15 protein-coding genes are annotated in these 26,111 nt (G+C 32.7%); all 15 read left to right on the forward strand.

Going from position 1 to position 26,111, the window contains the following annotated elements:
• The first annotated feature begins 19 nt into the window (after positions 1 to 19).
• The 15 genes from Q0678_RS10060 (at position 20) to Q0678_RS10130 (ending at position 26,103) form a co-directional block, all read left to right on the forward strand.
• On the forward strand, positions 20 to 502 hold the full coding sequence (locus tag Q0678_RS10060) for a malectin domain-containing carbohydrate-binding protein (RefSeq protein WP_299057564.1): 483 nt from the start codon (positions 20 to 22) through the stop codon (positions 500 to 502).
• A 125-nt stretch (positions 503 to 627) separates the two neighbouring features.
• Positions 628 to 1,503, forward strand: a complete 876-nt coding sequence (locus Q0678_RS10065) for a T9SS type A sorting domain-containing protein (protein ID WP_299057396.1) — start codon at positions 628 to 630, stop codon at positions 1,501 to 1,503.
• Between the two features lie 92 nt (positions 1,504 to 1,595).
• On the forward strand, positions 1,596 to 1,910 hold the full coding sequence (gene rhaM / locus Q0678_RS10070; RefSeq protein WP_299057400.1) for an L-rhamnose mutarotase: 315 nt from the start codon (positions 1,596 to 1,598) through the stop codon (positions 1,908 to 1,910).
• Between the two features lie 84 nt (positions 1,911 to 1,994).
• Entirely contained in the window at positions 1,995 to 4,199 is a 2,205-nt protein-coding gene (locus tag Q0678_RS10075; protein WP_299057403.1) for a BNR-4 repeat-containing protein, read from the forward strand.
• 1 nt (position 4,200) lies between these two features.
• Positions 4,201 to 4,899 carry a fibronectin type III domain-containing protein gene (locus Q0678_RS10080; RefSeq protein ID WP_299057406.1) on the forward strand — a complete coding sequence of 233 codons (699 nt, stop codon included), beginning with the start codon at positions 4,201 to 4,203 and terminating at the stop codon, positions 4,897 to 4,899.
• A 157-nt stretch (positions 4,900 to 5,056) separates the two neighbouring features.
• Positions 5,057 to 7,822 carry an alpha-L-rhamnosidase gene (locus Q0678_RS10085; RefSeq protein ID WP_299057408.1) on the forward strand — a complete coding sequence of 922 codons (2,766 nt, stop codon included), beginning with the start codon at positions 5,057 to 5,059 and terminating at the stop codon, positions 7,820 to 7,822.
• A 5-nt stretch (positions 7,823 to 7,827) separates the two neighbouring features.
• Positions 7,828 to 9,837, forward strand: coding sequence for a hypothetical protein (locus tag Q0678_RS10090; protein WP_299057411.1), 2,010 nt, complete (start codon positions 7,828 to 7,830; stop codon positions 9,835 to 9,837).
• A 1-nt stretch (position 9,838) separates the two neighbouring features.
• Positions 9,839 to 11,284, forward strand: coding sequence for a sulfatase (locus Q0678_RS10095; protein ID WP_299057414.1), 1,446 nt, complete (start codon positions 9,839 to 9,841; stop codon positions 11,282 to 11,284).
• A 129-nt stretch (positions 11,285 to 11,413) separates the two neighbouring features.
• Positions 11,414 to 14,452, forward strand: a complete 3,039-nt coding sequence (locus Q0678_RS10100) for a sugar-binding domain-containing protein (RefSeq protein WP_299057417.1) — start codon at positions 11,414 to 11,416, stop codon at positions 14,450 to 14,452.
• Between the two features lie 10 nt (positions 14,453 to 14,462).
• Positions 14,463 to 15,656: an alginate lyase family protein gene (locus Q0678_RS10105; protein WP_299057419.1), complete on the forward strand. Its 1,194-nt coding sequence runs from the start codon at positions 14,463 to 14,465 to the stop codon at positions 15,654 to 15,656.
• Between the two features lie 27 nt (positions 15,657 to 15,683).
• A complete protein-coding gene (locus tag Q0678_RS10110; protein WP_299057421.1) occupies positions 15,684 to 19,169 on the forward strand; it encodes a glycosyl hydrolase in 3,486 nt (1,161 codons plus the stop codon).
• Positions 19,170 to 20,606: a BNR-4 repeat-containing protein gene (locus Q0678_RS10115; RefSeq protein ID WP_299057423.1), complete on the forward strand. Its 1,437-nt coding sequence runs from the start codon at positions 19,170 to 19,172 to the stop codon at positions 20,604 to 20,606.
• A gap of 7 nt (positions 20,607 to 20,613) precedes the next feature.
• Positions 20,614 to 21,951, forward strand: a complete 1,338-nt coding sequence (locus Q0678_RS10120) for a sulfatase-like hydrolase/transferase (protein ID WP_299057425.1) — start codon at positions 20,614 to 20,616, stop codon at positions 21,949 to 21,951.
• 6 nt (positions 21,952 to 21,957) lie between these two features.
• On the forward strand, positions 21,958 to 23,457 hold the full coding sequence (locus Q0678_RS10125; protein ID WP_299057428.1) for a sulfatase: 1,500 nt from the start codon (positions 21,958 to 21,960) through the stop codon (positions 23,455 to 23,457).
• A 99-nt stretch (positions 23,458 to 23,556) separates the two neighbouring features.
• On the forward strand, positions 23,557 to 26,103 hold the full coding sequence (locus tag Q0678_RS10130) for a T9SS type A sorting domain-containing protein (RefSeq protein WP_299057430.1): 2,547 nt from the start codon (positions 23,557 to 23,559) through the stop codon (positions 26,101 to 26,103).
• Positions 26,104 to 26,111: the final 8 nt, after the last annotated feature.

Here is a 26,111-nt window from a genome sequence, read left to right on the forward strand (position 1 = left end):
TCCTTTTAAAGAAATTGCTATCAATGTTGGGTCTTATTGCTATTTTACAGAAACCCATAATTTAGATTATCTTTGGATGCCAGATAAAGAATATTCAGCAGGAAGTTTTGGATTTGTTGGAGGAGATTATTTACGATTTAAAAGCAAACGAAGAAATAATATTGGTACAGATGTTAGTATAAAAGGCACAGAGAATGATCCCATTTATCAAACACAAGTAATCGGTTTAGATGCCTATAAATTTGAGGTTCCAAAAGGAACTTATGAGTTAACATTATTAATGGCAGAGTTAAAAACCAGAAATGAAAATATAATGGATATCTCTGTTAATAATAAAAAAATCTGGACAAACATCAACCTAAAAAAACAATTTGGTAGTGATAGAGGTGTAGAAAAACGTTTCTTAATTTCTGTGGATGATACTAATGGAATTACTATCGATTTTAAAGCAATTAAAGGAGAAACAAGATTAAGTGGTGTTAAGTTAAGAAAGGTAAATTAGTTGACTGCTCATTAAAAATAACAAAATTTTAAAGATTTTTTTAGTTAAAACAGTATAGTGCAGGATACTTTAAGTAAATAAGTTTGTTATATTGCATATCTATTAACTAATTAAAATATTAAATCATGAAAAAACAATTACTTAAATTAACAATGTTAGCATTTGTTGTACTTTTTAGTGCATCAACAATACAGGCGCAAGCTTTATGGACTGTAAACGGTACGTATAAAATTTCAACATCAGGCTTGTCTCCAAATCTTTATATGACAATTGATGCTTCCTCAGGTGATTTAGTTTGGGCTGAAGAATTGGCAGATGGTGCAGACGCAGCTCAAATATGGAGTGTAATAGATCACAGAAGTCCTGCCTCTAGTGGATTGATGGAGATTACTTCAGATTTTGGTGGTATAGATTGGACTATGACTACAGCTCCAGCTAATGTATCAACAGATCATCCAGGTTATACAATAACTGTAGAGCAAAGAGTGCCAAAAACAGTTGAAGCAGGTGATTGGTCAGGTTTAGATCAGTTTCAAAGAAGAAAAGCTAAAGTTAATTCAGAGGGATTAGCTGACGCTGGTGGAAGTAACCCATCTGCTGGAAATAATGCATTATTTCTACAAACACCAGAAGGTACTAATTCTAGATATGGTGTGGTTCCATCTGCAGCAGGAGACGCTGTTGTGTTTGATGGAGGAGGTATTGATGTAATTCAATTTCATCTTGTAGAGGCTGCTGTGGCAAGTGTTAATACTTTTGGAGCAGATAAGTTTTCTATTTCTAACCCAGTAAGTAATCAATTAACTATTAAAGGAACAACTTCTAAAGTTAACCAAGTAGTTGTATATTCTTTATTAGGTAACAGAGTATTATCAAAAGCAATAAACAACGGTAACGAAGATATTAGTTTAAACGTTAGTGCTTTGTCTACAGGTATGTATATTGTAGAGCTTAACGGTGAAAATGGAGAAAGATTGACAAAGAAAATTATCAAGCAGTAAGCTTATTAATTTAAATTGTAAACTACTTAAAAACATCCTATTGTAAAATATAGGATGTTTTTTTATTTTTAAGAATATCAAAATTATCTACTATGCAAAGAGTCGCTTTTAAAATGAAGTTAAATAAGGGTCAAAAGGAAGTTTACATGAAAAGGCATGATGAGCTTTGGCCAGAATTAAGTAAATTATTAAAAGAAAATGGAGTTAGCGAGTATTCTATTTTTTTTGATGAAGAAACAAGTATTTTATTTGCTTTTCAAAAAGTATCAGGTGCCGGTGGTTCGCAAGATTTGTCAACGAATGAGGTTGTTAAAAAATGGTGGAACTTTATGGCAGATATTATGCAAGTAAATGCAGATAATTCTCCTGTTTCAGTTCCTTTAGAAGAGGTGTTTTATTTACCCTAGTTTTTAGCTTTTTTAAACAGGATAGACCAAGATAGATTTAATTTTTACAAAATTTATCTTTATAAAATTATTAATTTTAGAAATATGTACAAGGTGCCCTTCAATAAATTTACAGTTACTTTTTTATTACTTCTTTTAGTTCATTTGTATTCTTTTTCACAAGTTACTTTTGAAAAAGAAGTAAAAATAACAGATATAGGTTTGCATTTTAATGGTAGTAAAGTTACCAGTGGTAGTAAGTTTGATGCAGATGATGGTAATACCGATTCTTATGACTATTATTTCGGGCGTAATATTTCTGCGCACGGCGATTGTATTAAAACCTATGAAAATTATGTGTTCATGACATGGTATAGAGGAGGAGAATCTGATCGTCATGTAATGTTAACTCGCTATAATACTGTTACAGGTACAAGCGTAGATATAGAGTTTCCTCATAGGCATACAGGTTTTCAAAATAAACCTTGGATAGGTGAATCTCATAATGCCATTGCGGTTGCAGTAAGCCCTTTAGATGGTACCATTCACTTGTTATATGATATGCATGCTTACGGCAGATCAAGACCATCAGATGGTAGTTTGTCTAACGATTATTTTAGATACAGTTATTCTGTAAAAAATGCAGCATCACTTTCTGATGATGCGTTTACATTAGATAAGTTTGTAAAAAACACCAATGGTGGCTATAAGCATTTAAGTTTAAATAGTGGTAAATCGGGGTATCCAGATGAAGAATATGCAAAGTACGCATCTTTAACTTACCCGCAATTTTTTACAAATGATTTAGGAGACATTTTTATGTATATGCGTGAAGGAGGTAACAATAATGGAGCTTACAAGTTTTCTAAATACAATGCAACTACTTCTGTTTGGTCAGATTTTACACACTTCAATGTTTTAAATGCTAAAAGTCAGTCAGGTATTGATTATAACTGGGGTTTGTATGGGAATATGAAGTATGTAAACGGAAAAATTAGAGTAGGTTTCCAACGCAGATCTGCAGATCGAACTGATAAATACCTGTATCAAAATGGTGTTTATTATGCGTATTCTGATAATCAATCTGGACAAGATGATTGGAAAAACCATTCAGGAACCCCTTTTTCTTTGCCGCTGTTTGATGCTGATAAAATAAAGGTTATGGAACCTGGTGATTATGTATCAACCACTCAACAAGATCAAGTATATATTGTTGGTGATTTTGATTGGACAGTTACTCAAAATGGCGATGTCCATATTATCAGTAAAGTTAAGGATAACGAAAATAACGTAACCAAATCTTTGCATACCTACAAACCCTCAGGTGCCACAGACTTTATAACTTCAGAAGATTTTGATGGCGGAACATCTATATATACAGCAGGGAACGATGTTTTTATAATAGGACTTCAAAATAACAGGGTTTTTGTTCAAAAAGCAGAAGGAGGAACTAATAATTTCGAAACTGTATATCAAGAAAATTCAGGTAGAACCTTTGACCATGGTAGAGTTCATATTGCAGATGGAAAACTTTATTACTATTTAATGGAAAATAGTTCTGGTAATGCACAACCATTATATCTTAAAATTATAGATCTAGATATAACTATTGTAGATCCAATGGCAACAGATAATTTTAAAATTCAGGCCATAGGAGAAACATGTACAGACATGGATAATGGTAAGGTTGTAATTAACGGAAATGCAACCCATGATTATATAGCAACTATTGATGGTGTTGCGCATAATTTTACAAAAGATAAAACTATAGAAAACTTAAAACCAGGAACCTATGATTTAAGTATTGAGGTTGTTGGTGAAAATTTTACACATTTTTATCATTTAGAAATAGCTGAAGCAGTAGCATTATCTGCTAAAATAAGTGTAAGTAAAAATACGGCAATAGTATCTGTAGAATCTGGAGAAGCGCCATACACCGTTGTTAAAAATGGTGTTCAAGTATTTGAAACGCATCAAACAAATTTTTATGTTGATGTAGATCATGGAGATGTTATTAAAATTAAAAGCACCAAAGCTTGCCAAGGAGAGTTCTTAAAAACTATTGATTTATTAGAAGATATAAAAGCCTATCCAAACCCTACAAGTGGAATTTTTGAGTTATTTATACCTAAAGCTTTAGGCAATATAAGTCTAGAAATATATAATATTCAGTCTAGATTAATACTTTCTAAATCATACACTTTAACCAATGGTAAAATAACTATAAATATAGCAGATAGACCAAAAGGGGTGTATTTTGTAAAAGTAAATTCAGAGAAACCTATGTTTATTAAATTAATAAAAAATTAAGATGAAAAAAAAATATTTATTTTTAGTAGGAGTATTTGTATTCACTATTATTTCTTGTGGTGGAGGTGATGATCTACAAGAACCTGAAGTAGATAACACAGCGCCAACAACACCTACTTTAATATATCCGTTAAATAATACAGTCTGTATAGATCATAATATAATTTTTGAATGGGGTGCCTCTACCGATACAGAGGGAAACAGAATTACCTATAGTTTAGAGATCGCAGAGAATAATTCTTTTTCACCTATATTACAGACTGAAACAACTTTTGGACAATCGAAATTAATTAGTTTAACATCAGGTAAAGCATACTATTGGCGTATAAAAGCAGTAGATAGTAGAGCAGCAGAGAGTGAGTATTCATCAATAAGTCAATTTTTAACAGAAGGAGATGGTGATTCTAATCATTTACCGTTTGCACCTAATTTAATAAGTCCAGCCTTAAATTATGAAATTACTGGAACAAGTACTACTTTAAGTTGGTCAGCATCAGATGTAGATGAAGATACTTTGTCATATGATGTGTATTTAGATACAAATGCAGTTCCTGTTACTTTGGTATCAGAAAACCAATCAGCAACAACATTTTTAGCCGAAGGTTTAAGTCCTGCATCAACATACTACTTTAAAGTGGTTGCTAAAGACGGTAATGGAGGTGTTAGTGTTGGTCAAACATGGAGTTTTACAACAAGGTAGTTTTAATTTATAATACTAGTAAGTATTTAAGAAAAAGAAGATGTTAAATATCTTCTTTTTTTGTTTATAAATAATAAAAGGATAGTTCAGGATAGTTTTTGAGAAAAAAAAGAACATATTGCTTATTAAACAAATTGAATTAACAATTTTTAAAAATATGAATTTCAGATATTTTATTTACCTAATAATTTGCACTACTTTTTTAGGTTTAACTTCTTGTAAAGAAAAAGGGACACTAGAAAAAGCGAATTTTTTAACAATTTCCGAAGGATTTAAAAACCCAATAGGTTTTTACGATGTAAAGCCAACATTTTCTTGGCAATTACCAGTATCAGAAAATATTAAAAGCCAGTCTGCATATCAAATTATAGCGGCTAGTAATCCAGATTTATTACCTAATAGTCCAGATTTATGGGATTCTGAAAAACAAAAATCAGATCAATCTGCTTGGCTTAAATATGCAGGAAAACCATTACAATCTAGACAAAAAGTGTATTGGCAAGTAAAATATTGGAATCAAAATGCTGAAGCCTCTATTTGGAGTGACATTAATCATTTTGAGTTAGGGTTGTTAAATAATTCTGATTGGCAAGCAAAATGGGTAGGTCTTAATACCGCAAAAGACAGTGTTAGAGGTCGCCAAAAAGTATTAATTCATAAACCTCAGTATTTAAGAAAAGAGTTTGAATTGTCTGATGATGAAGTTTCTGCGAGGTTGTATATTACTGCCAAAGGTGTTTTTGATGTTTCTATAAACGGAGAAAATGTAAGTGATGATGCAATGTCTCCTGGATTTACATCGTATGATAAACGTATTGAAACCTTAACCTATGACGTTAGCAATCTTATAGAAACAGGACAAAATACTATTGGTGTAGAATTGGCTTCTGGATGGTATTCTGGTAGATTGTTATGGGGAACAACACCTTGGGATAATACAATTTCACCAAAAATAATATGTCAGTTAGAAATAGAAATGAAAGATGGTTCTAAAAAAATAATTCTTTCAGATGAATCTTGGAAAGGAACCACAAATGGACCATTACAATTTTCAGAAATTTATGATGGAGAAATTTACAATGCTAATTTAGAAATGCCTTCTTGGACAACAACTGCTTTTAATGATAAAAACTGGTTAAATGTTGAAGTTGCTAATTTAGATTCTAATGTTACATTAGCACCTAAAAGACATACAGCTGTAAAAGGTAAAATAAAATTAAGTCCAACACAAATCACTAAAAAAGAAGGCACCTTAATTTTTGATTTAAACCAGAATATGGTTGGGGTGCCTTTGGTAAAAGTACCCATGAAAAAAGGAGATACATTAAAAGTTAGATTTGCAGAAATGTTATCTCCAGACGGTACTTTTTATACTAAAAATTATAGAAGTGCACATTCTACAGATTATTATATTGCTTCTAAAGATGGAGAAATTGAATACATGCCTAAATTTACATTTCACGGATTTCGATTTGTAGAATTAAGTGGTTTTGATGCCTCAAAAGAGCCAACAAAAGACTGGGTTACAGGTATTGTTCAGTATTCAGATTTTGATGATAATGGAGTCTTTACCTCTTCTCATCCAAAATTAAATCAACTACAAAGTAATATTGTTTGGGGTTTACGTGGTAATTTTTTAGACATTCCAACAGATTGCCCTCAACGAAATGAACGTTTAGGATGGACAGGTGACGCACAAGTTTTTGGACCTACCTCTATGTTTAATGCAGATGTCTATAAATTTTGGGCTAGTTGGTTGCAGAGTGTTAGAGAAGCACAATTAGAAGATGGTGCTATACCTTGGACAGTACCTGATAGTAGAGGAAACAAAATTGCAAGTTCTGGATGGGGAGATGTTGGAACCATTATTCCTTGGAAAATTTATATGAGAACTGGAGATATTGGTTTCTTAGAAGATAATTTTGAAATGATGACACAATGGGTGTCTCATCACGAATTGAAATCAAAAAAATACATCTCTAATATGATGTCTTTTTCAGATTGGTTGCAGCCGTATCCAGAAAGTGGAAAAAATACAGGCGATACTTCAAGACAACTTATTGGTACTGCTTTTTTTGCACATTCTGCTAAATTAACTGCACAAGCAGCAGAAGTACTTGGTAAAGTTGAAGCGCAAGCAAAATATGAAGCGCTATATAAAACAGTGGCAGAAGCATTTGACAATAGGTTTTTTGATGGAACTGGTGCTGTAAAGGGTGTTGCAGAGACTCAGACTTCTTATTTATTGGCATTAGCTTTTAATCTATTACCAGAAAATAAGATAAAGAATGCGCAGACCAATTTATTGCGTAAGCTTAAAGATGCCGATAACCATTTGCGCACAGGATTTTTAGGAACACCTTTATTGTCTAGAGTGTTAGATGATATGGGAGAAACAGACTTAATTTATAAATTAATTTTTAATGAAACCTATCCATCTTGGTTTTATTCAATCAATCAAGGGGCTACAACTATTTGGGAACGCTGGAATAGTTATAGTAAAACAGAAGGGTACAATCCTATGAGTATGAATAGTTTAAATCACTATGCATATGGTGCTATTGGTGAGTGGATGTATGAACGTATTGCTGGTATTTCACCTATAGAAGCAGGTTATAAAACTATTGAAATTGCTCCGCAAGTTCGTGAACCCTTAACATCAGCATCGGCAACGTTAAATACACCTTACGGAAAAGTATCTTCGTCTTGGGAGATGAAAGCAAATGTATTTCAATTAAGTGTTACTGTTCCGCCAAATACATCAGCAAAAATTAGTGTTCCTGCAGATACAACAAAACCGCTTGTGTTAAACGGAACAACGTTTCAGGAGAGTTCTGCTGTAAAATTAATTCATACAACAAAGAATGTGTTTGAATTAGAGGTGCAAGCCGGAACTTACACATTTCAATCAGAAATAAAATAATATATATGAAAGTAAAATTAGTATTATTTTTTTTGATAGGATCAAGTTTGCTGTTACATGCACAATCCAAAGAGTATACGAATCCAATTGCAGATGACGGTGTTATATTTCAAGAAAACAATGGCGTAGTAGCTGTTGAAGCAGAATATTTTTATAAACAAAGCAAGTCAGAACTTAGGCAGTGGTTTATTACTTCAAAAAATACTGAATCGAAAATAGTTCAGGATAAAGATGCGTCACATTATCTAGGCGCAAGTAATGATACATACATTAAAATATTGCCAGATACAAGAGTTACACATGCAGATAAATTAGTACAAGGTGAAAATTTTTCTAATAATGGAGGTGAAATAGGTGTCTTGCATTATAAAGTTAGAATAAGTACTCCAGGGCGTTATTACGTTTGGGTTCGTGCATATAGTTCAGGTAGTGAAGATAATGGTTTACATGTTGGTTTTAACGGAATGTGGCCAGAACACGGACAACGAATGCAATGGTGTGAAGGAAAAAATAAATGGACTTGGGGTAGTAAGCAAAGAACAAAAGAGGTGCATTGTGGTATCCCAAAACAAATTTATTTAGATATAGAAAAACCAGGCATTCATGACATACAATTTAGCATGCGTGAAGACGGTTTTGAATTTGATAAATTTATATTAACAAAAGATAGTGCATACATTCCAAAAGAGAAAGGTTTAAAGGTAACAACACTTTGGCCTATGCAGTCTTATTACAAACAAATTGCAGCTTCTGTTATTGAAAATAAAACCTTGCCTATTGATGATTTTCTGATAAAAGGAACGGGTTTTTATAAACACGCTGGCGGTAAATGGCTTGGTATAAATCCGAATAAACAAAAAGAAGCAAAAACAACTACACCGTTTACATTTAAAAATGGAAATTATGATCTGATATTTGTTGCCGTTGGTGAAAATGATGGGCAATCAGAATTTGAAATCAGCATCAATAATAAAAGATTAGGAACCTTTAGGGCACCACTTACAAAAGATTTATTTCAAGAAGGTGAAAGTAGCAACGCTCTTTGGGAAAATGTAAAATTAAAAAAAGGCGATAAAATTACGGTACTTGCTAAAGTTGGCAGCACAGATGGTAAAGAATGGGCTAGGGCACGTTGGTCGGGTATTATTTTTGCACCTTTAGGTAAAGGAAAAGACGTTGTTAAAACACCCTATGTAGGAAACTTAAAAGTTATACAAAATAAAGTGCCAGTAATTAAGGCACCCAAAGGTCGTATTGCTGTGGTTGCTGATGGTAATTCTCCCGATCCTGATGATCTTGGCGGAACAGCAGTATCATTAGCCTTACTTAGAGCAGCTGGACTTGAAGATAGATTGGTGCATTACTCGCACAGTTGCGATTTGGTTCGTGTTAATAGAATATCAGAAAAAGCAGAAATAGAAAGACATGCACTAATGCAAAGTGTTTGTGATGTTACAGCGAGAAGATGGGGTGGTTTTGATAAAATTAAGTTTTTAGATGCAAAATGGAATTTAGATGATACCGTTAAAGATTTGGCTAAGGCCATAAACGCATCAACCACAGAAGACCCTCTTTGGATTATTGAAGCTGGAGAGCCAGATATAATTGGTTTTGCACTTGCTGCAAGTGCAAAAGAAAAGCATAAATATGTAAAAGTTGTCACACATCACCCTGCAAATGATGATGCAGGTGATTTTTATACTTGGCAGCAAATTTTAGATTTTGGAGTCGAAGAAGTCCGCATTCCAGACCAGAATATAAAATTAAAAGTAGCTATTGAAGAATGGGATTGGGCCAGAGATCATAAAGACCCAAGACTACAGCAGGTATGGTTGTACGGTAAGCTGGCAGAGGTAGATGATGTAGTTAAATTTCAGAAAGGAAAATGGGATTGCTCTGATGCAGGTATGATTTTATATTGGATAACAGGAGCAACTACAAACAACGGATTAAAACAAGGTACCGTAGAAGATGTTAAAAGTCTTTTGCTAAATTATATTGAACAAAAGATTTAAAATGAAAATATCTATCTCTTTATTATTAATACTGTTTTCATTTTTATCAATTTCTGCCCAACAAGAAAAACCGAATGTTTTAGTTTTTTATGTGGATGATTTAAGAGCAGAATTAGGTTGTTATGGGAGTGAAACTGCCATTACACCTAATATAGATAAACTAGCAAAAGAGGGTGTGTTATTTAACAAAGCTTATGTGCAACAAGCTATTTGTGCTCCCTCTAGAATGAGTACTTTAACAGGTTTGCGTCCAGAAACTCTAGGTATTTATAGCATTTTTACACCTTTAAGGAAAGTACACAAAGAGGTAGTTTCTTTGCCGCAATTATTTAAACAAAATGGTTATAAAACTATTAGTATCGGAAAAGTATATCATCATAGCTCAGATGATAAAAAAGAGTGGAGTACCCATTTTGAAAAAGAAGAAAATAGCTATTTAAAGCCAGAAAATATTGCGTTCATAGCAGCACAAAAAAAACTAGGAAACAAAAGAATAAAAGGACCCGCTTTTGAAAATGCAGATGTTGCAGATGAAGCCTATAAAGATGGAAGAGTTGCTAACTATGCTATTGAAACGTTACATAAAGTAAAAGACGATAAGTTTATAATGTTTGTAGGTTTAAGTAAACCACATTTGCCCTTTAACGCTCCAAAAAAGTACTGGGATTTATATCATAAAAACGATTTTAAAATTCCTTCAAGAAAACAGCCAGAAGGAGTTTATCGATTGGCATTAGCAAAATGGGGAGAATTGAAGATGTATTCTAATATACCAAACGAAGGTACTTTAGACGATTCTTTAACACGATCATTAATACACGGCTACCATGCTTCTGTAAGTTTTATTGATGCCCAAGTTGGTAAAATAATGCAAACACTAGAAACGCTAGATTTGCGTAAGAATACCATGGTTGTTTTTATGAGTGACCATGGTTATAAAATAGGCGAATATGGTGCTTGGTGTAAGCAATCTAATGTAGAAATAGACGTAAGAGTGCCTTTAATTATTAGTAGAGAAACCAATTATAAAAAGAGAAAAACTGGTAAAATTTCAGATGCTTTAGTAGAAAATGTAGATCTCTTTCCTACTTTGTTAGATTTATGCAAATTAGAAGGGCCAACATTAGATGGTAAAAGTATACTGCCAATTATAAATAAACCCAACACCAAAGGAGACGAAATAGCGACCAGTGTTTATGCAAGAGGATCAAAAATTATGGGTGTTACTGCAACAGATGGAAAATGGAGATATACAGAATGGAGGAATTCTATAACCCATGAAATTCTTGGAGCCGAATTATATGAACACAAGAACAGTTTGTTGTCTTTTGTAAACCTGTCAGGAAAATCTAAGTATAGAAAAGTTGAGCAACAAATGAGAGCATTTTTAGAAACTCAGTTTCCAAGAAATAAGCCTTTTTTACAAAATGATTTACCTCGAAAATAGTAACCGGTGTAAAAAAAAGTAACAGTTGTTTTTCATGAGAAATCAGGACAGAACAGGACAGAACAGGATTATTTTGAGACTATTAAAAATTATGTTTGTTTAGGTCACCTTCAATCACAAAATAAATTAATGAAAAATACCTTCAAACTCCTGTTGCTTGTGCTTTATATCTCTTGTGGTTATGCACAGCGTACCACAAAGAACTTTAATAACAACTGGCAATTTATTCTAGCAGATAATCCTTCTTATTCAAACACAAATTATGATGCTACTGAATGGAAAAATTTAAATGTGCCACACGATTGGTCTTTTGAAAAAGGAGTTCGTAAAGGAGGAGATCAAGGTCAAGGTGGTGGTTATCATGATGGCGGAATTGGTTGGTATCGTAAACAATTCAAGATAAGAAAAGAAAGTCTTTCTAAAATTACTTACATCAATTTTGATGGAGTGTATATGAATAGTGAAGTTTGGGTAAATGGTAATTACTTAGGCAAAAGACCCTATGGCTATATTAGCTTTAGATATGATATTTCTAGATATTTAAAAGAAGGGAAAAATACCATTGCAGTTAGAGTTGATAATAGTTTAGAGCCTTCAGCACGTTGGTATCATCCTTGTGGTATTTATGCACAAGTACAGTTAATTGAAGTAAATCCTACACACTTTACACCCAATTCTATTTTTATAAAAACACCTTCAATACAGAAAAATAAAGCAACTGTTTCTATTGATGCAGAAATCAACGGTAAAATAAAGGGGTTAAAATATCAAGTAACATTATTTTCTTCGGATGGAAAAGAACTCACAAAAAAGTGTGAGCAATTAAAAGTATCAAATCCTACCTATCAATTTGAAGTAAAAAACCCACAATTATGGAGTCCAGAAACACCTGAATTGTACAAAGCTGTGACTCAAATTTTAGAAGGGAAAAAAGTCATAGATGAAATAGTAACAAATTTTGGATTTAAAACTGTTAAATGGGAAACCGAAACAGGTTTTTGGTTAAATGGAGAAAACGTAAAACTAAAAGGTGTTTGTGAACATTGGGAAGGTGGCCCAGTTGGAGGTGCTTGGACAAAGCCTTTGTTACGTTGGAAATTACAATCTTTAAAAGATATGGGTATCAATGCCATACGTCCTTCCCACAACCCAACTCCACCGATGTTTTATGATTTATGTGATGAAATTGGTTTGTTAGTGATGGATGAGATTTTTGATGGTTGGCATAAAAAAGCACCAGAAGATTATGGCAAACAAGCGTTTGACAATTGGTGGCAAAGAGATGTTACAGAATGGATAACTAGAGATAGAAACCATGCCAGTATTTTTGTATGGAGTTTAGGAAACGAAACTCACAGTCCTATTGGTCCTGAATTGGTGAAATTCGGAAAAAGTTTAGATCCTACACGATTATTTACATCAGGAGCAGGAAATCCTGAAGATATGGATATCCTAGGTGTTAATGGAGGTTCTGAAACCAAAAGTTTTATTGATGGTATGAATGGGAAAACATTAGAAAAAGCTTTTATTTCCACAGAAGCGCCACACACTTGGCAAACTAGAGGTTATTATAGAACACAAACTTGGTGGAGAGATAACGAATTACCAGGAACGTATCCTTTACCCAATTTAACCAAAAAAGAAATTTTCTTTTACGAAGGTATTAATCCCAAAAATTGGAATAACAGAAAGCAGAGCTTTAATTCTTCTTATGACAATGCAACTGTAAGGGTTTCAGCAAGAAAATATTGGGAAGTAATGCGAGACAATCCTTGGCATAGCGGTCATTTTAGATGGACCGGTTTCGATTATTATGGAGAAGCTGGTTTGGTGCACGGAGGCTTGCCTTTCAATTTATTTATGGGTGGTGCCTTGGATGTAGCAGGCTTTAAAAAGGATTTGTTTTATTTCTACCAAAGTCAATGGACTAAAGAACCAATGATTCATATGTTGCCACATTGGACGCATCCAAGAATGGAAAAAGGCACAGTAATTCCGGTATGGGTCTATTCTAATGCAGATGAAGTAGAGTTGTTTTTAAACGGACAATCCTTAGGAAAAGACAAGCCAGGAACTGTTTGGAATGAAATGCAATGCGAATGGATGGTACCTTACAAAGAAGGAAAACTAGAAGCGGTAGCTTATATTGATGGAAAGGAAGTGAAAAGAACATCGTTTTCAACGAGTAAAGAACCATCAAAATTAAAAACAACTCTTCAAAAATTAGCTGCAGAAGATAGTTTTACCACAAGTTATATTGTTACATCTGAAAGTAAAGATGAAAATGATAATTTGTATCCTTATGGAGAAAATAAAGTTTATTATACTATTCAGGGTAATCTTAAAATTATTTCTATGGAAAATGGCAATCCGATAGATCCTACAAGTAGAACAAAATCTGACTACAGAGCATTCTTTTTTGGCAAAACAAGATTGTTTTTAAGAGAGTTGCCCAATGCAAAAAAGGCATCAATTATTACTGCCTCAATTTTAGGAGATAAAGCACTTTTTACCTCAAATAAAATAACGATTAATGCAAAACAAATATCGGTTTTAGGGAATTCAAATTTTGATGAATTAACTATTTTATATACTGTAAATGGAGATAATCCAGAAATAAATGGAAAGGTCTATGATAACTCTTTTGAAGTTTCAGAGGGAGCTATTGTAAAAGCCATTGTAAAACAAAATGGCAAAGTCGTTTTTAGGTTGGAAGAAAAATTTGGTAAAAATCAAGGTTTATTTTGGGGCGATGAACATTCTAAAGATATGTGGATTGGTAGAGGCGTAAATATTTCTGCGGAAGAAGGTATTTTAAAAGGAAGTGCAACAGCAAGTAAAGATGCAAGACGTTTTAAAGGTACAGGATTTGTAGATTTTAAAGGCGGAGAAGGATCTGTAGAGTTTTATCAAGAAAATGATGGAGAAGAAGGCGATTATAGCATGCGATTTAGATATATGCACAATAATATTGGTAAAAAACATCCAATGAAGTTGTATTTAAACGATGAATATGTAAGAACTTTAGAATTTAAGCCAACAGGAGGATGGGAAAAAGAATGGAAGTTTGTGCCTGCAATATTAAGGTTAAAAGCAGGTGCAAATAGCATTAGAATAGAAACATTTGGAGAAAGTGGTCCTTTTATCGATGAACTATTTATTGATTAAAATTTTAGTTATGAAAAATAAAGTATCTTTTTTTAAAAGAATAGTTTTTTTACTTTTAGTTGGTTTAGGGGGTGTTTTATTTGCACAAAAGAGTCATAAAAAAAGCTACCTTATAGAATATGAAGCATTAGAAAATCAAAAATTACTCATTAAAGATGGAGATAAAGATGCTGTTAAAAATTACAATCAACTCATACAAAAAGCAGATAGCTTATTTACTTTAGGATCATTTTCTGTTGTACATAAAACAGGCGTACCTCCAAGTAAAAGCAAACATGATTATATGAGTATTGGTCCTTATTGGTGGCCAAATCCTGAAACAGCTAATGGTTTGCCTTATATTAGAAAAGACGGAGAAAAAAATCCTGAAACTAGAAATAACTTTACAGATTATGTAGAGAAAGATAATTTTTTAGTTGCTATAAAAACTTTAACTAAAGCCTATTATTTTAGTGATCAAAAGAAATATGCTGATAAAGTGTTAGAACTAATAAATGCTTGGTTTTTAGAGGATGCTACCAAAATGAATCCCAATTTAAATTACGGACAATATATTCCTGGAATTTCGGAAGGGAGATGTTTTGGAATTATAGAATTTGGAGGAATTACTGAGGTTATAAAGTTTTTAGAATTAGCAAAAGATAGAAATCTATTAGCTAAAAAAACAGAAAAAGGCATGTTTAATTGGTTTACAGCTTATAGTACCTGGCTTCAAAATAGTAAACTGGGTAAAGAAGAAGCAACCAGAAAAAATAACCATGCTACCCATTATGATTTACAATTGCTAAATATTTTAATCTATTTAAATAAGACAGCACAAGTTAAAGAATACTTATCAACTATCACTAAAGCTAGAATTTTTAGTCAAATAGAACCAGATGGCAGTCAGCCATTAGAATTGGCTAGAACAAAATCATTCTCTTATTCAGTAATGAATTTACATGCATTTTTAGAATTGGCAATTTTGGGTAAAAAAGTAGACGTAAATCTTTGGGATGAAGAATCTAAAGATGGTAGAAGCATCAAAAAAGGATATCAATATATGCTGCCTTATGTTACCAAAGAAAAGGAATGGGAGTTTCAACAAATAAAGGACAGAAAAAACTCTGAAGAAAAGTTAATTAGAGATTTACAGTATATAAGTAACAATTTTAAAGAGTATTCTTTTGATAAAATACTACAACAAATACATCAAAAAAAATGAGTAATAGTAATTCGTTAATTTGAAAGAATGAAAAACATAGCTATTTTAATTTTATTGATTTTGTGTTTAGGATGCAATAATCAATCTTCAGGTAATAAGAAATCAACGATAAGCTTAGAACAAGGTTTTAAAAACCCACCAAACGAAGCCAAAGCAAGAACCTGGTGGCATTGGATTAGCGGAAACATTTCTAAATCTGGAATTACAAAAGATTTAGAAGCAATGAAAGCTATTGGTATTCAAGAAGCACAATTATTTAATGTCCATTTAGGATTCCCAAAAGGACCTGTTAAATATTTGAGTGAAGAATGGTTAGACTTATTTAAATTTTCGGCAGAAGAGGCGAAGCGTTTAGATTTAGAATTGGCATTTCATAACAGCGCAGGTTGGTCTTCTTCTGGAGGGCCATGGGTAACAGAACAAAACGCGATGCAAACTGTAGTTTTTAGTGAAGTTATTATTGAGGGCGGGAAAGTAGTGAAAGAAATCTTACCAAAACCTGAGACTAAGTTTACCTATTATAAAGACATTGCTGTTTTGGCATTTCCTAAACCAAAAGAAAACAAAAAAATAGATGGTTTAGATTATAAAATATTATCTGAACGTATTCGTAACCATTTGTTGCCAGATACCAATATGATTTCTGAATCTTCTACAATTTCTAAGGAATCTGTTATCGATTTGACAACCAAAGTTTCTAAAGAAGGTATTTTAGAGTGGAAAGCACCAAGTGGTAAGTGGGTTATTTTAAGATTTGGACACACGCCGATTGGTACAACAAATCGTCCTGCTCCACCAGAAGCGAAAGGTTTAGAAGTAGATAAAATGAGTAAAACCGCTTTAGATGCCTATTGGGAAGGAGGAGTTCAGCCAATAATCGATAAATTAGGAGATTTAATAGGAACAACCGTGAATAATTGTTTAATTGATAGTTACGAGGTAGAAACTACCAATTGGACAGCAGGTTTTGAAACACAATTTAAAAATTTAAGAGGCTACGATTTAACTTCATTTTTACCAACTTTAGCAGGATATTATGTAGAAAGTGGCCAAATATCAGAACGTTTTTTGTGGGATTTTAGACGAACCATTGGAGATTTAATTGCCGAAAATTATTATGCGCATTTTGCTGATTTATGTCATAAAAACGGAATGAAATTTTCTGTAGAACCCTATTGGGGACCATTTGATAATATGCAAGTCGGCGCAACAGGAGATATTGTAATGTGTGAGTTTTGGAGTGGTGGTTATCCGTTTTTCGATTCACCAAAATTTGTATCATCCATTGCGCATTTAAATGGTAGTAGTATTATTGGTGCAGAAGCCTTTACAGGAGTTGGCGGTTGGGATAAGCACCCAGCAAACATAAAATCTATTGGAGATCGTGCTTGGGCAGAGGGTATAACACGCTTTATTTTTCATACGTATGTTCATCAACCTTGGGATGTTGCGCCAGGTTTAGCTTTAAGTTATCATGGTTTTGATTTTAACCGATTAAATACTTGGTGGTCGCAAAGTAAAGACTATATGAATTACATAGCTCGGTCTCAGTATTTATTACAACAAGGTAAAAATGTAGCTGATGTATTGGTTTTTACAGGAGAATCATCGCCAAATACAGGCTTTATAAAACCTAAAATTAAAGAAATGGGTTTTGATTATGATTTAATTGGCGCTAACAAACTAAAAGACCTAACCGTTAAAAACGGCACCATATACTCTTTTGTAGGTAACACCTACAAAATGTTGGTATTGCCAGAATCTAATTTTATAAAACCAGAAACACTTCAAAAAGTAAAAGAGTTGATAGATGGTGGGGCAAAAGTGATTGGTAAAAGACCATTACAATCGCCTAGTTTAACGAATTATCCTATTTGTGATGATGCCGTTAAAACCCAAGTTGAAGAATTATGGGGTAAAGGTTTGGTAAAAGATGTTTCAATTGAAACTGTTTTAAACAAAAAAACAGCTGATTTTAAGGTTGAAATTGGAGATGCATCAGACTTGAGTTTTATCCATAGAAAAACAGAAGAAGCTGATATTTACTTTATTGCCAATGCCAGAAAAGAAGCTAGAGAAATTACAGCACGTTTTAGAGTTACTGGAAAACAACCCGAATTGTGGCGTCCAGAAAAAGGAACTATTGAAGATTTAGTAGTGTTTAATCTAAATGAAGATGGAACAACTACAGTTCCATTGCAATTAGATATGGAAGAATCTGTCTTTATTGTTTTCAAGAAAAACATAAATACTTCACATTTAATATCTGCTAAAATGGAAGTAGAGCAGCCAAACTTAGTACCATTGTCTAATTTAAAAATTATAAAAGCCGAATACGGTACATTTTTACAAGAAGGTTTAATTGATATTACAGATAAAGTGAATGCTGCCATAAAAAGCGGAAGTTTAGACTTTAAAATTTCACGTGCTTTTTGTGATTGCGACCCTGCAATGGGTTATAAAAAAGAGTTCCGAATGGAATATCTAATAGGCAATACTAAAAAACAGTTATATGCTGAAGAACGAGAACATATAGAGATTTATGCAGGCAATCAAAAGTTAAAAGTACTCAAAGCAGTTTTTGGTAAATTTAAAGGAGCAACCACTGGTATTCCTCAATATTATAAAACCTTTGATGTTACCCAAGAGATAGAAAAACAGATAGCTTCTGGCAATTACAACATTTTAGTTACCAACAAATTAATTGATAATAAAATACCTGAAGGTAATAAAATAGCTCTAAAAGTTACGTTTATAACTGACGGAGAGGAGAGAGTAATTTATATTGATAAAGGGCAATCACTTAAGTTGTCAAAAGATATAGCAAAATCAAAATTAGTTTATAATAATGATGCGATTCATTGGATAACTCCTTATGCAGGAAAAATAATGTATACCAATTCATTAGGAAAATCAAAAATAGTTGAAGTAAAAGAGATCTCTAATCCGATTGATTTGTCTAATGCTTGGGAGGTTTCCTTTCCTATAGATACAGGCGAAAGTATAAACGAAACGTTTACTACTTTAACATCTTGGTCAGATCATAAAAATGAAGCAATTCAACACTTTTCTGGAACAGCAATCTATACAAAAGAGTTTGTTTTAGCGGACGACTTATTAGAATCTGATAAAAATTTAGAACTAGACTTAGGAAGTGTTGCTATAATTGCAGAGGTAATTGTGAACGGGAAAAAGGTTGTAACCTTGTGGAAAGCACCTTTTAGAACTACTATTCAAGACTTTTTAGTAACAGGTAAGAATACTCTAAAGATAAAAGTAACTAACTTGTGGCCAAATAAATTAATTGGAGATGAAAAACTACCTCTGGATTATGAGCGCAAAGGCGAAAAAATTAAGGAGTTACCAGATTGGTTAGAAAATCCTGAATCTCGAACATCTAAAAGACAAACATTTGCCTCTTGGAAACATTGGGGCAAAGATTCAGAATTACTCACTTCTGGATTATTAGGACCTGTAAAAATTAATATCTCAAAAATAGTAAATCTAAAATAAATGACTAAAAAACAATTCATATTCAATATATCTATATGCCTTTTGTTAGTTGGGTGTAACTCTAATAAAAAAGCAGCATCAGAGAGTATACAAGAAGCAGCGTCTGTTGACTATTTTGCAGATAATGGTTTTGGCAATGCGGTTGCTTTGGTACAACATCCATCAGGTGTATACCATAAAGGCATTACTTATATTGCTTACCAAGGAGCGTTAGAAGACCCCTATGTAGCATCTTATAATCATACAACTAAAGAATGGAAAGGTCCATTTAAAGCTGGGGTTAGCGTAATGGGTAAAGATCCTAATCGTAAGAAAAGAATAGATAATCATGGCAAGCCAGCATTATTAATAGATGATGCGGATTTTCTTCATATTGCTTATGGTGGTCATGGAGGAACAATAAAGGATGGGGTAAACCCTTTAGGAAATCATCATTATGGAAAAAATTTACATGCGGTTTCTAAAAAACCACTAGACATTTCTGAGTGGGAAACCTTAGATAACATATCGTTATTTGGTACGTATAGTCAATTTATAAAAATGGATAATGGAGACATGTATTTGTTTTATAGACACGGAGCACATAGAAGCGATTGGGTATATCAAAAATCAACAGACAATGGGGTTACTTTTAACGAGCCAGTTTCATTCTTAAAGCACAAAAGAAGAACAGAGATTGAAGCAGAAGATTCTTGGTATCCGTGGGTAAGTAAAGGAAATGGAGATGATATAATTGTAACTTTTGATTATCATATTTGTAGAGATCATAAAAACAGTCAAGATGCAAGAGGGCACATTCCAGAGAGGCACAACCTGTATTATATGGTTTTTGATACCAAAACAGGAGTGTGGAAAAATGTGAAAAATGAGCCTTTAGAAACACCTGTAACCAAAGAGTTAGCAGATGAAAAAGCGTTAGTAAATGTTATACCAAATGATTGGACTTTTCAGGGAGTAACAGATGTAGATTTAAATGGAAATCCGCATGTAATTGTGCTGGTTGGTGCAGATATTGACGCAAAAAGAAGTGGCCCAAAACGGTTACAATACTATAGGTGGACAGGACAAGCTTGGTTGCAAAGCAAGAACACTAATCTTCCCAGAGGAAATGGAGATATAGAAGTAACATCAGCAAAAGAAGTAAGCATTTATTTAGAAAGTGAAGCGGATAACAATACTGGAGAAATAAGTAAATGGGATAGTTTTGATGGAGGAGCATCTTTTAAAAAGAGCAACGTTTTTTTAAGTCGACAAAATTCAGGATTTGTAATATCTGCGTTAATCGATAACCCTCATCCAGATGCTAGAATGATTGTTGGTCAAAAAGAAAAAGGTTCAGATTTTAGAAAAATGTATCTTATAGGAGATAACGGACCAATACCGCGAAATAAAAAAGAAATTCAACTATTAAAAAACTTAAAGAAGTTAATAAATTAAGCCTAAAATGAAAATCGTTAAAAAACTATCTTTAGGAATACTTGTCGTTAGTACTTTAATTTCTTGCGGTAAAGAAACTAAAAAAGAAACAGAAAGTATTTCTAATAATTTGCAAAATCAACCAAATATAGTATTCATTCTTTCAGATGATCAATCTTGGACAGATTATAGTTTTATAGGCGATGAAAATATAGAAACACCAAGAATAGATAAATTTGTTTCAGAGAGTTTAACTTTTACTAGAGGTTATGTGCCTACCCCTTTATGTTCGCCATCCTTAGCAACCATAATTACAGGTTTATATCCAAAAGATCATGGTGTTTTAGGGAATGATAAAGTGTATGAGCGAATAAAAGATGACCGCAAAACCAGTCAAAAGAATAGAGCAGAAGCGTATAAGCCTATCATTTCAGCTTTCGAAAAGCAAACGACACTTCCAGATATGCTTAAAGAAAAAGGGTATTTATCATTTCAAACAGGAAAATGGTGGCATGGAAATCATAAAATAGGTGGTTTTGATGATGGTATGACGCATGGAAATCCAAAAAGAGGTGGAAGACATGGAGATTATGGCTTAGAAATTGGAAGAAAAGGCTTAGATACCATCAATAGCTATGTAGATGTAGCTTTAAAAGCAAAGAAACCTTTTTTCTTATGGTATGCACCTTTTTTACCACATAGGCCACATAATCCTCCTGCAAGATTATATGAAAAGTATCAAAAGAAAACAGATTCAGAACACCTTGCAAAATATTGGGCAATGATTGAATGGTTTGACGAAACCTGTGGAGAATTGTTTGATTTAATAGAGGATAAAGGATTAACTGAAAATACCTTGTTTGTGTATGTCTGTGATAATGGTTGGAGGCAAGACCCTACAAAAAGTGGCTATATGAAAGATTCTAAAAGAGCGCCTTATGATATGGGAATTCGTACGCCAATCATGTACAAATGGGCAGGTAAAATTAACCCAAAAATGGACACCAAAACGATTGTAAGTAGCATAGATATGGTGCCTACAGTTTTAGATATATTAGATATTAAACAACCAGATAATCTTCCAGGAATTAGTGTTTTAGACACCAAAAGTTTAAACGAGCGTAAAGGTTTTTTCGGAGAAGTATATGCACATGATTTTGATACTATAGAAAATAGTATGTACTATAATATGGCTATTTTTCCACCATATAAAATTATTGTTCCAGATCCTGTTAGGAAAAAAGACGAAGTGATACAGTTGTTTAATATTGATACAGATCCTTTTGAGCAAAATAATATCGCTGAAAGTAATCTAAAAATTGTGAGAGAGTTGCAGGAAAAGATTAAGGAGTTTAGATCTAAATAGTAAATTATGAAAAAAGCATTTTTTTTATTTTTCGCAGTAGTATTATTCTTAGGTGCTTGTAAATCTAGAGAAACAAAGCAACAAGCAACTTCAAGTAAAAACACAAAACCAAATGTGTTATTTATTTCTGTTGATGATTTAAACACTTGGATAAGTCCTATTGATAATTTTTCAAATGTAAAAACTCCCAATTTTGATCGATTGGCAAAAATGGGGGTAACCTTTACAAACGCACACGTACAAGCACCATTATGTGGCCCTTCTAGAGCCTCTTTAATGACGGGTTTACGTCCTTCAACTACTGGTATTTATGGAATGACACCTGATAATGAAATAAGAAGAGCAGGAAATCCTACAACAAAAGAGATTACCTTTTTACCAGAATATTTTGCGCAAAATGGGTATCACACTATGGGTATAGGAAAGTTGTTTCACATTCATGCACCAGATAGTGTTTTTAATGAGTCTGGTGGACGTGTAAAAGGTTTTGGGCCTTATCCAAAAAAACGATTGGTTTGGGATGGTTTTGGAACATCAAAATCAAAAGAAAATAAAGGTAAATATGGTAGAACAAGCACAGATTGGGGTGCTTTTCCAGAGAATGATACTTTAATGCCAGATCATAATTCTGTAAATTGGGTTACAGAACGTTTGCAAAGAAATTATGAAAAACCCTTTTTTATGGGGCTTGGATTCTTACGTGTGCATGTTCCCTTGTATGTGCCTCAAAAATGGTTCGATTTGTATCCTTTAGAAAATATTGAAACACCACCATACAAATCTGATGACTTAAATGATATTCCACCTGTAGGATTGCAAATTAACGATTTACCAATGATGCCGTCTACAGAATGGGCAAAAGAAAGTGGAGAATGGAAAAAAATTGTGCAAGCGTATCTGGCATGTATCAGTTATGTAGATTATGAACTGGGTAGAGTTTTAGACGCTTTAGAAAATAGTAAATATGCAGATAATACAGTAATTGTTTTATGGTCTGATCACGGGTACAGATTAGGAGAAAAAGGCACTTTTGCAAAACACGCACTTTGGGAAACTGCCACAAAAGCGCCATTAATCTTTGCAGGACCTAATTTACCAAAAGGAAAGAAAATTGATGCTCCTGTAGAAATGTTGTCTATTTATCCAACACTTTTAGAATTAAGTAGTTTGCCTGCTTATGATAGAAATGAAGGTGTAAGTTTGGTAAATATGATGCAAAATGATGCAGGAATTGATAATTCTTACGCATTGACAACTTTTGGTATGAACAATCATGCCATTAAAAAAGATGGTTTTAGATATATTCAATATGAAGATGGAATAGAAGAATTTTATGACCATAGTTTAGACCCAAATGAATGGAATAACGATGCTGATAATCCAAAATACAAAACACAAATAGAAAAAATGAAAGAGTTTTTACCTAAAGTAAATTCCAAATGGGATGCAAGTTCTAACTATACGTTTCAGCCTTATTTTGTTGAGCAAAAGAAGCGCGTCAATTGACAATAAAGGGGTAAATACTACGTCCATGACATAGCAGGACAGATATTTTATTGAATATAAATAATTTGGCATTTATGAATAATTTTAATCAGAATTTAAATGATGTCAGCTCTAAAAAAACTAATTCTAGTATTATCCGTTTTTAGCTTTTACAGTTTAAGCGCACAAGTAACTTTATCAACAGATTTTACAGACGATGCTAAAAAAAATCAACCCTTACATAATATTTGGTCTATTGCAAACCGAATAAGTCCAACAAATGGCTCTAATATTCGTCCAGGACTTAAAATGAATACAGTAAGAATGATCGGAGGAATCAAAAAAACTGTAAATGGTAACAATGTAAAAGATTTAGATTTTGATACCTGTTTGTATGATTCTATCAATAATATATATGTATATCGATTTGAACCTCTTATTGAAAGAATTAATAAAATCATCAATTCTCAAACAGAAATTCATCAAATTGTATTAGATCAACCATCTTGGGCTTTTCAACACGGTTATACATTTATTCCTGAAGGAACCAGAGATAATATCAACTTTAGAGAAAACGAGCAAATATCCATTTATGGAAATTCTTTGCCACCAGCCAATAAAGAAGCCTATCACGATTATATAAAAGCGTTAATATCGAAGCTGGTGGAAACTTATGGTGAAGAAAAAGTAATGTCTTGGCGCTTTAGAGTGGGGTCTGAAATAGAAACACCAGATCATTGGTTTGGAACCAAACAAGATTTTATTGAACATTTTGAAAATACAGAAAAAGCAGTAAGAGCAATTTTGCCTAATGCAATTGTAGGTTTACATACAAGAGCGCCAGATTTTCTATATAAAAATGGCACAATATTAAATTATAAAGGAGAACCTTTTGCTTCTTTTGCTGAAGGTTTGATAGAATATTGTGCAGATAATAATGTACAATATGATTTTTGGGGAATTTCTGATTACGTAGTTCTAGGAAGTGCTAGTTTGCGGAACATGAGTGCTAAATATGATAAATTATTTGCAGATTTAGTAAATCATCCAAAATGGAATGCGAATGCAACCATAGATTTAATGGAATATGCAACTGTTACAACAATGGATGGTGCTGATGGAAATGGATTTATCAACGCAGAAACTACGCACGCAGAAATTGTAGAATTGTATTTTTCGAACATCTATTATAAAAACAAAGACAAAGGCTTAGATTATATTTATAGATGGGGTAATAGAACAGGTTCTCAAGATCCTCCAGGGATTAGTGTTTTAAACTCAATGAATGAAAAAAATCATTACACTACTGTAACTTCTGGTTCACCACAAATTGCAACAAATGATTTAGGTGCTATTTTTGCAAAAAAAGAGAACGCATTAGAATACGATGTTTTAGTTTATAATTACAATAATAGTTCTTTATCTTATGGAGATAGTGAAGATATAAACCTGTCTTTTACATCAGAATTATCAGCAGGAACAACTTTGTATTACAGAAACATTTCTTATGATAAAACAAATAACAAGCTTCAAAATTTCTTAGAAAATACATCAGGATTTGTAAAAAGTGGATTTAATGAGAGAGGAAGTCCAGATCGAATTTTAACAGACGAAGGTTTGGCTGCTTATGAAGCTTATGAAAACCCTAATCCTTATAAATACTCTGAGTGGGAAAGTATTGAAACAATAGCGAGAAATGACGGAAAATCAGGTTCTGTAATTACTTTAAACACAGAAATCCCATCTTTTGCATTTGAAAAAATCGAATTTAGAACTAATACTAATTTGGTAACGGAATTAAATACACCACAATATAAATGGACAACTGACGAAGATTTTCAACAATTTTCAACATCTCAAATGTCATCTTCAATAGCTGGAGGTAAGATTAATATGACCATTACAGGTAGTTTTCCAAACCTTATTTATGACACATCACTTTATGTTGATAATTTTGATAGTTTTAAGATTGATATAAAAAACATAACAAATAGCGATATCTTTTGGTTTGTTTGGTACAAGGATGGTGTAAAAAATCAGCGACGTTTTCGTCCAGGAATTAATGAAACATCTTTTAATACCTATACTGTAGATTTAAGTTCAGATGCAGATTGGAATGGAACCATTGATTCTTTTAATATTGAGATTGCAAATAGGTCAAGTTTGGGTGGTACAGTAGAAATTGATAGTATAGAATTAGTGTTGAAAGCTGGTGTTGAAGAGCATACTATAACCACAAATATTGTTGAAGGTTCCGGAGTAGTTTCTCCTTCTGGAGGCAAAGTTTTTACTGGTAATGATGTTACGTTTAATGCTTATCCTGATGCGGGTTGGGTATTTCAAGATTGGTCTGGTGATGTAGTAAGTACAGAAAATCCATTAAAAATTTCTATCACATCAGATTTAAATATAAGAGCGACTTTTGTTCAAGAAAGTTTGTCTACAGATAAAAATACTGTAATTGACAACTTTATTGTGTATCCAAATCCAAGTTCAAAGGGAGTGTTTACAATTAAAAATGATACTAAAGAAAATTGGGAAGTATACAATTTGAACGGAGCTAAAGTACTTTCAGGAAAGGAAGAAATAATTGATGTTTCTAAATTTTCTAAGGGAATATATATCCTAAAACATAACAATTCTTATAAAAAGTTATTATACAATTAAAAAATATA

The sequence above is a fragment of the uncultured Polaribacter sp. genome, assembly GCF_947497125.1.
Classification (GTDB): domain Bacteria; phylum Bacteroidota; class Bacteroidia; order Flavobacteriales; family Flavobacteriaceae; genus Polaribacter.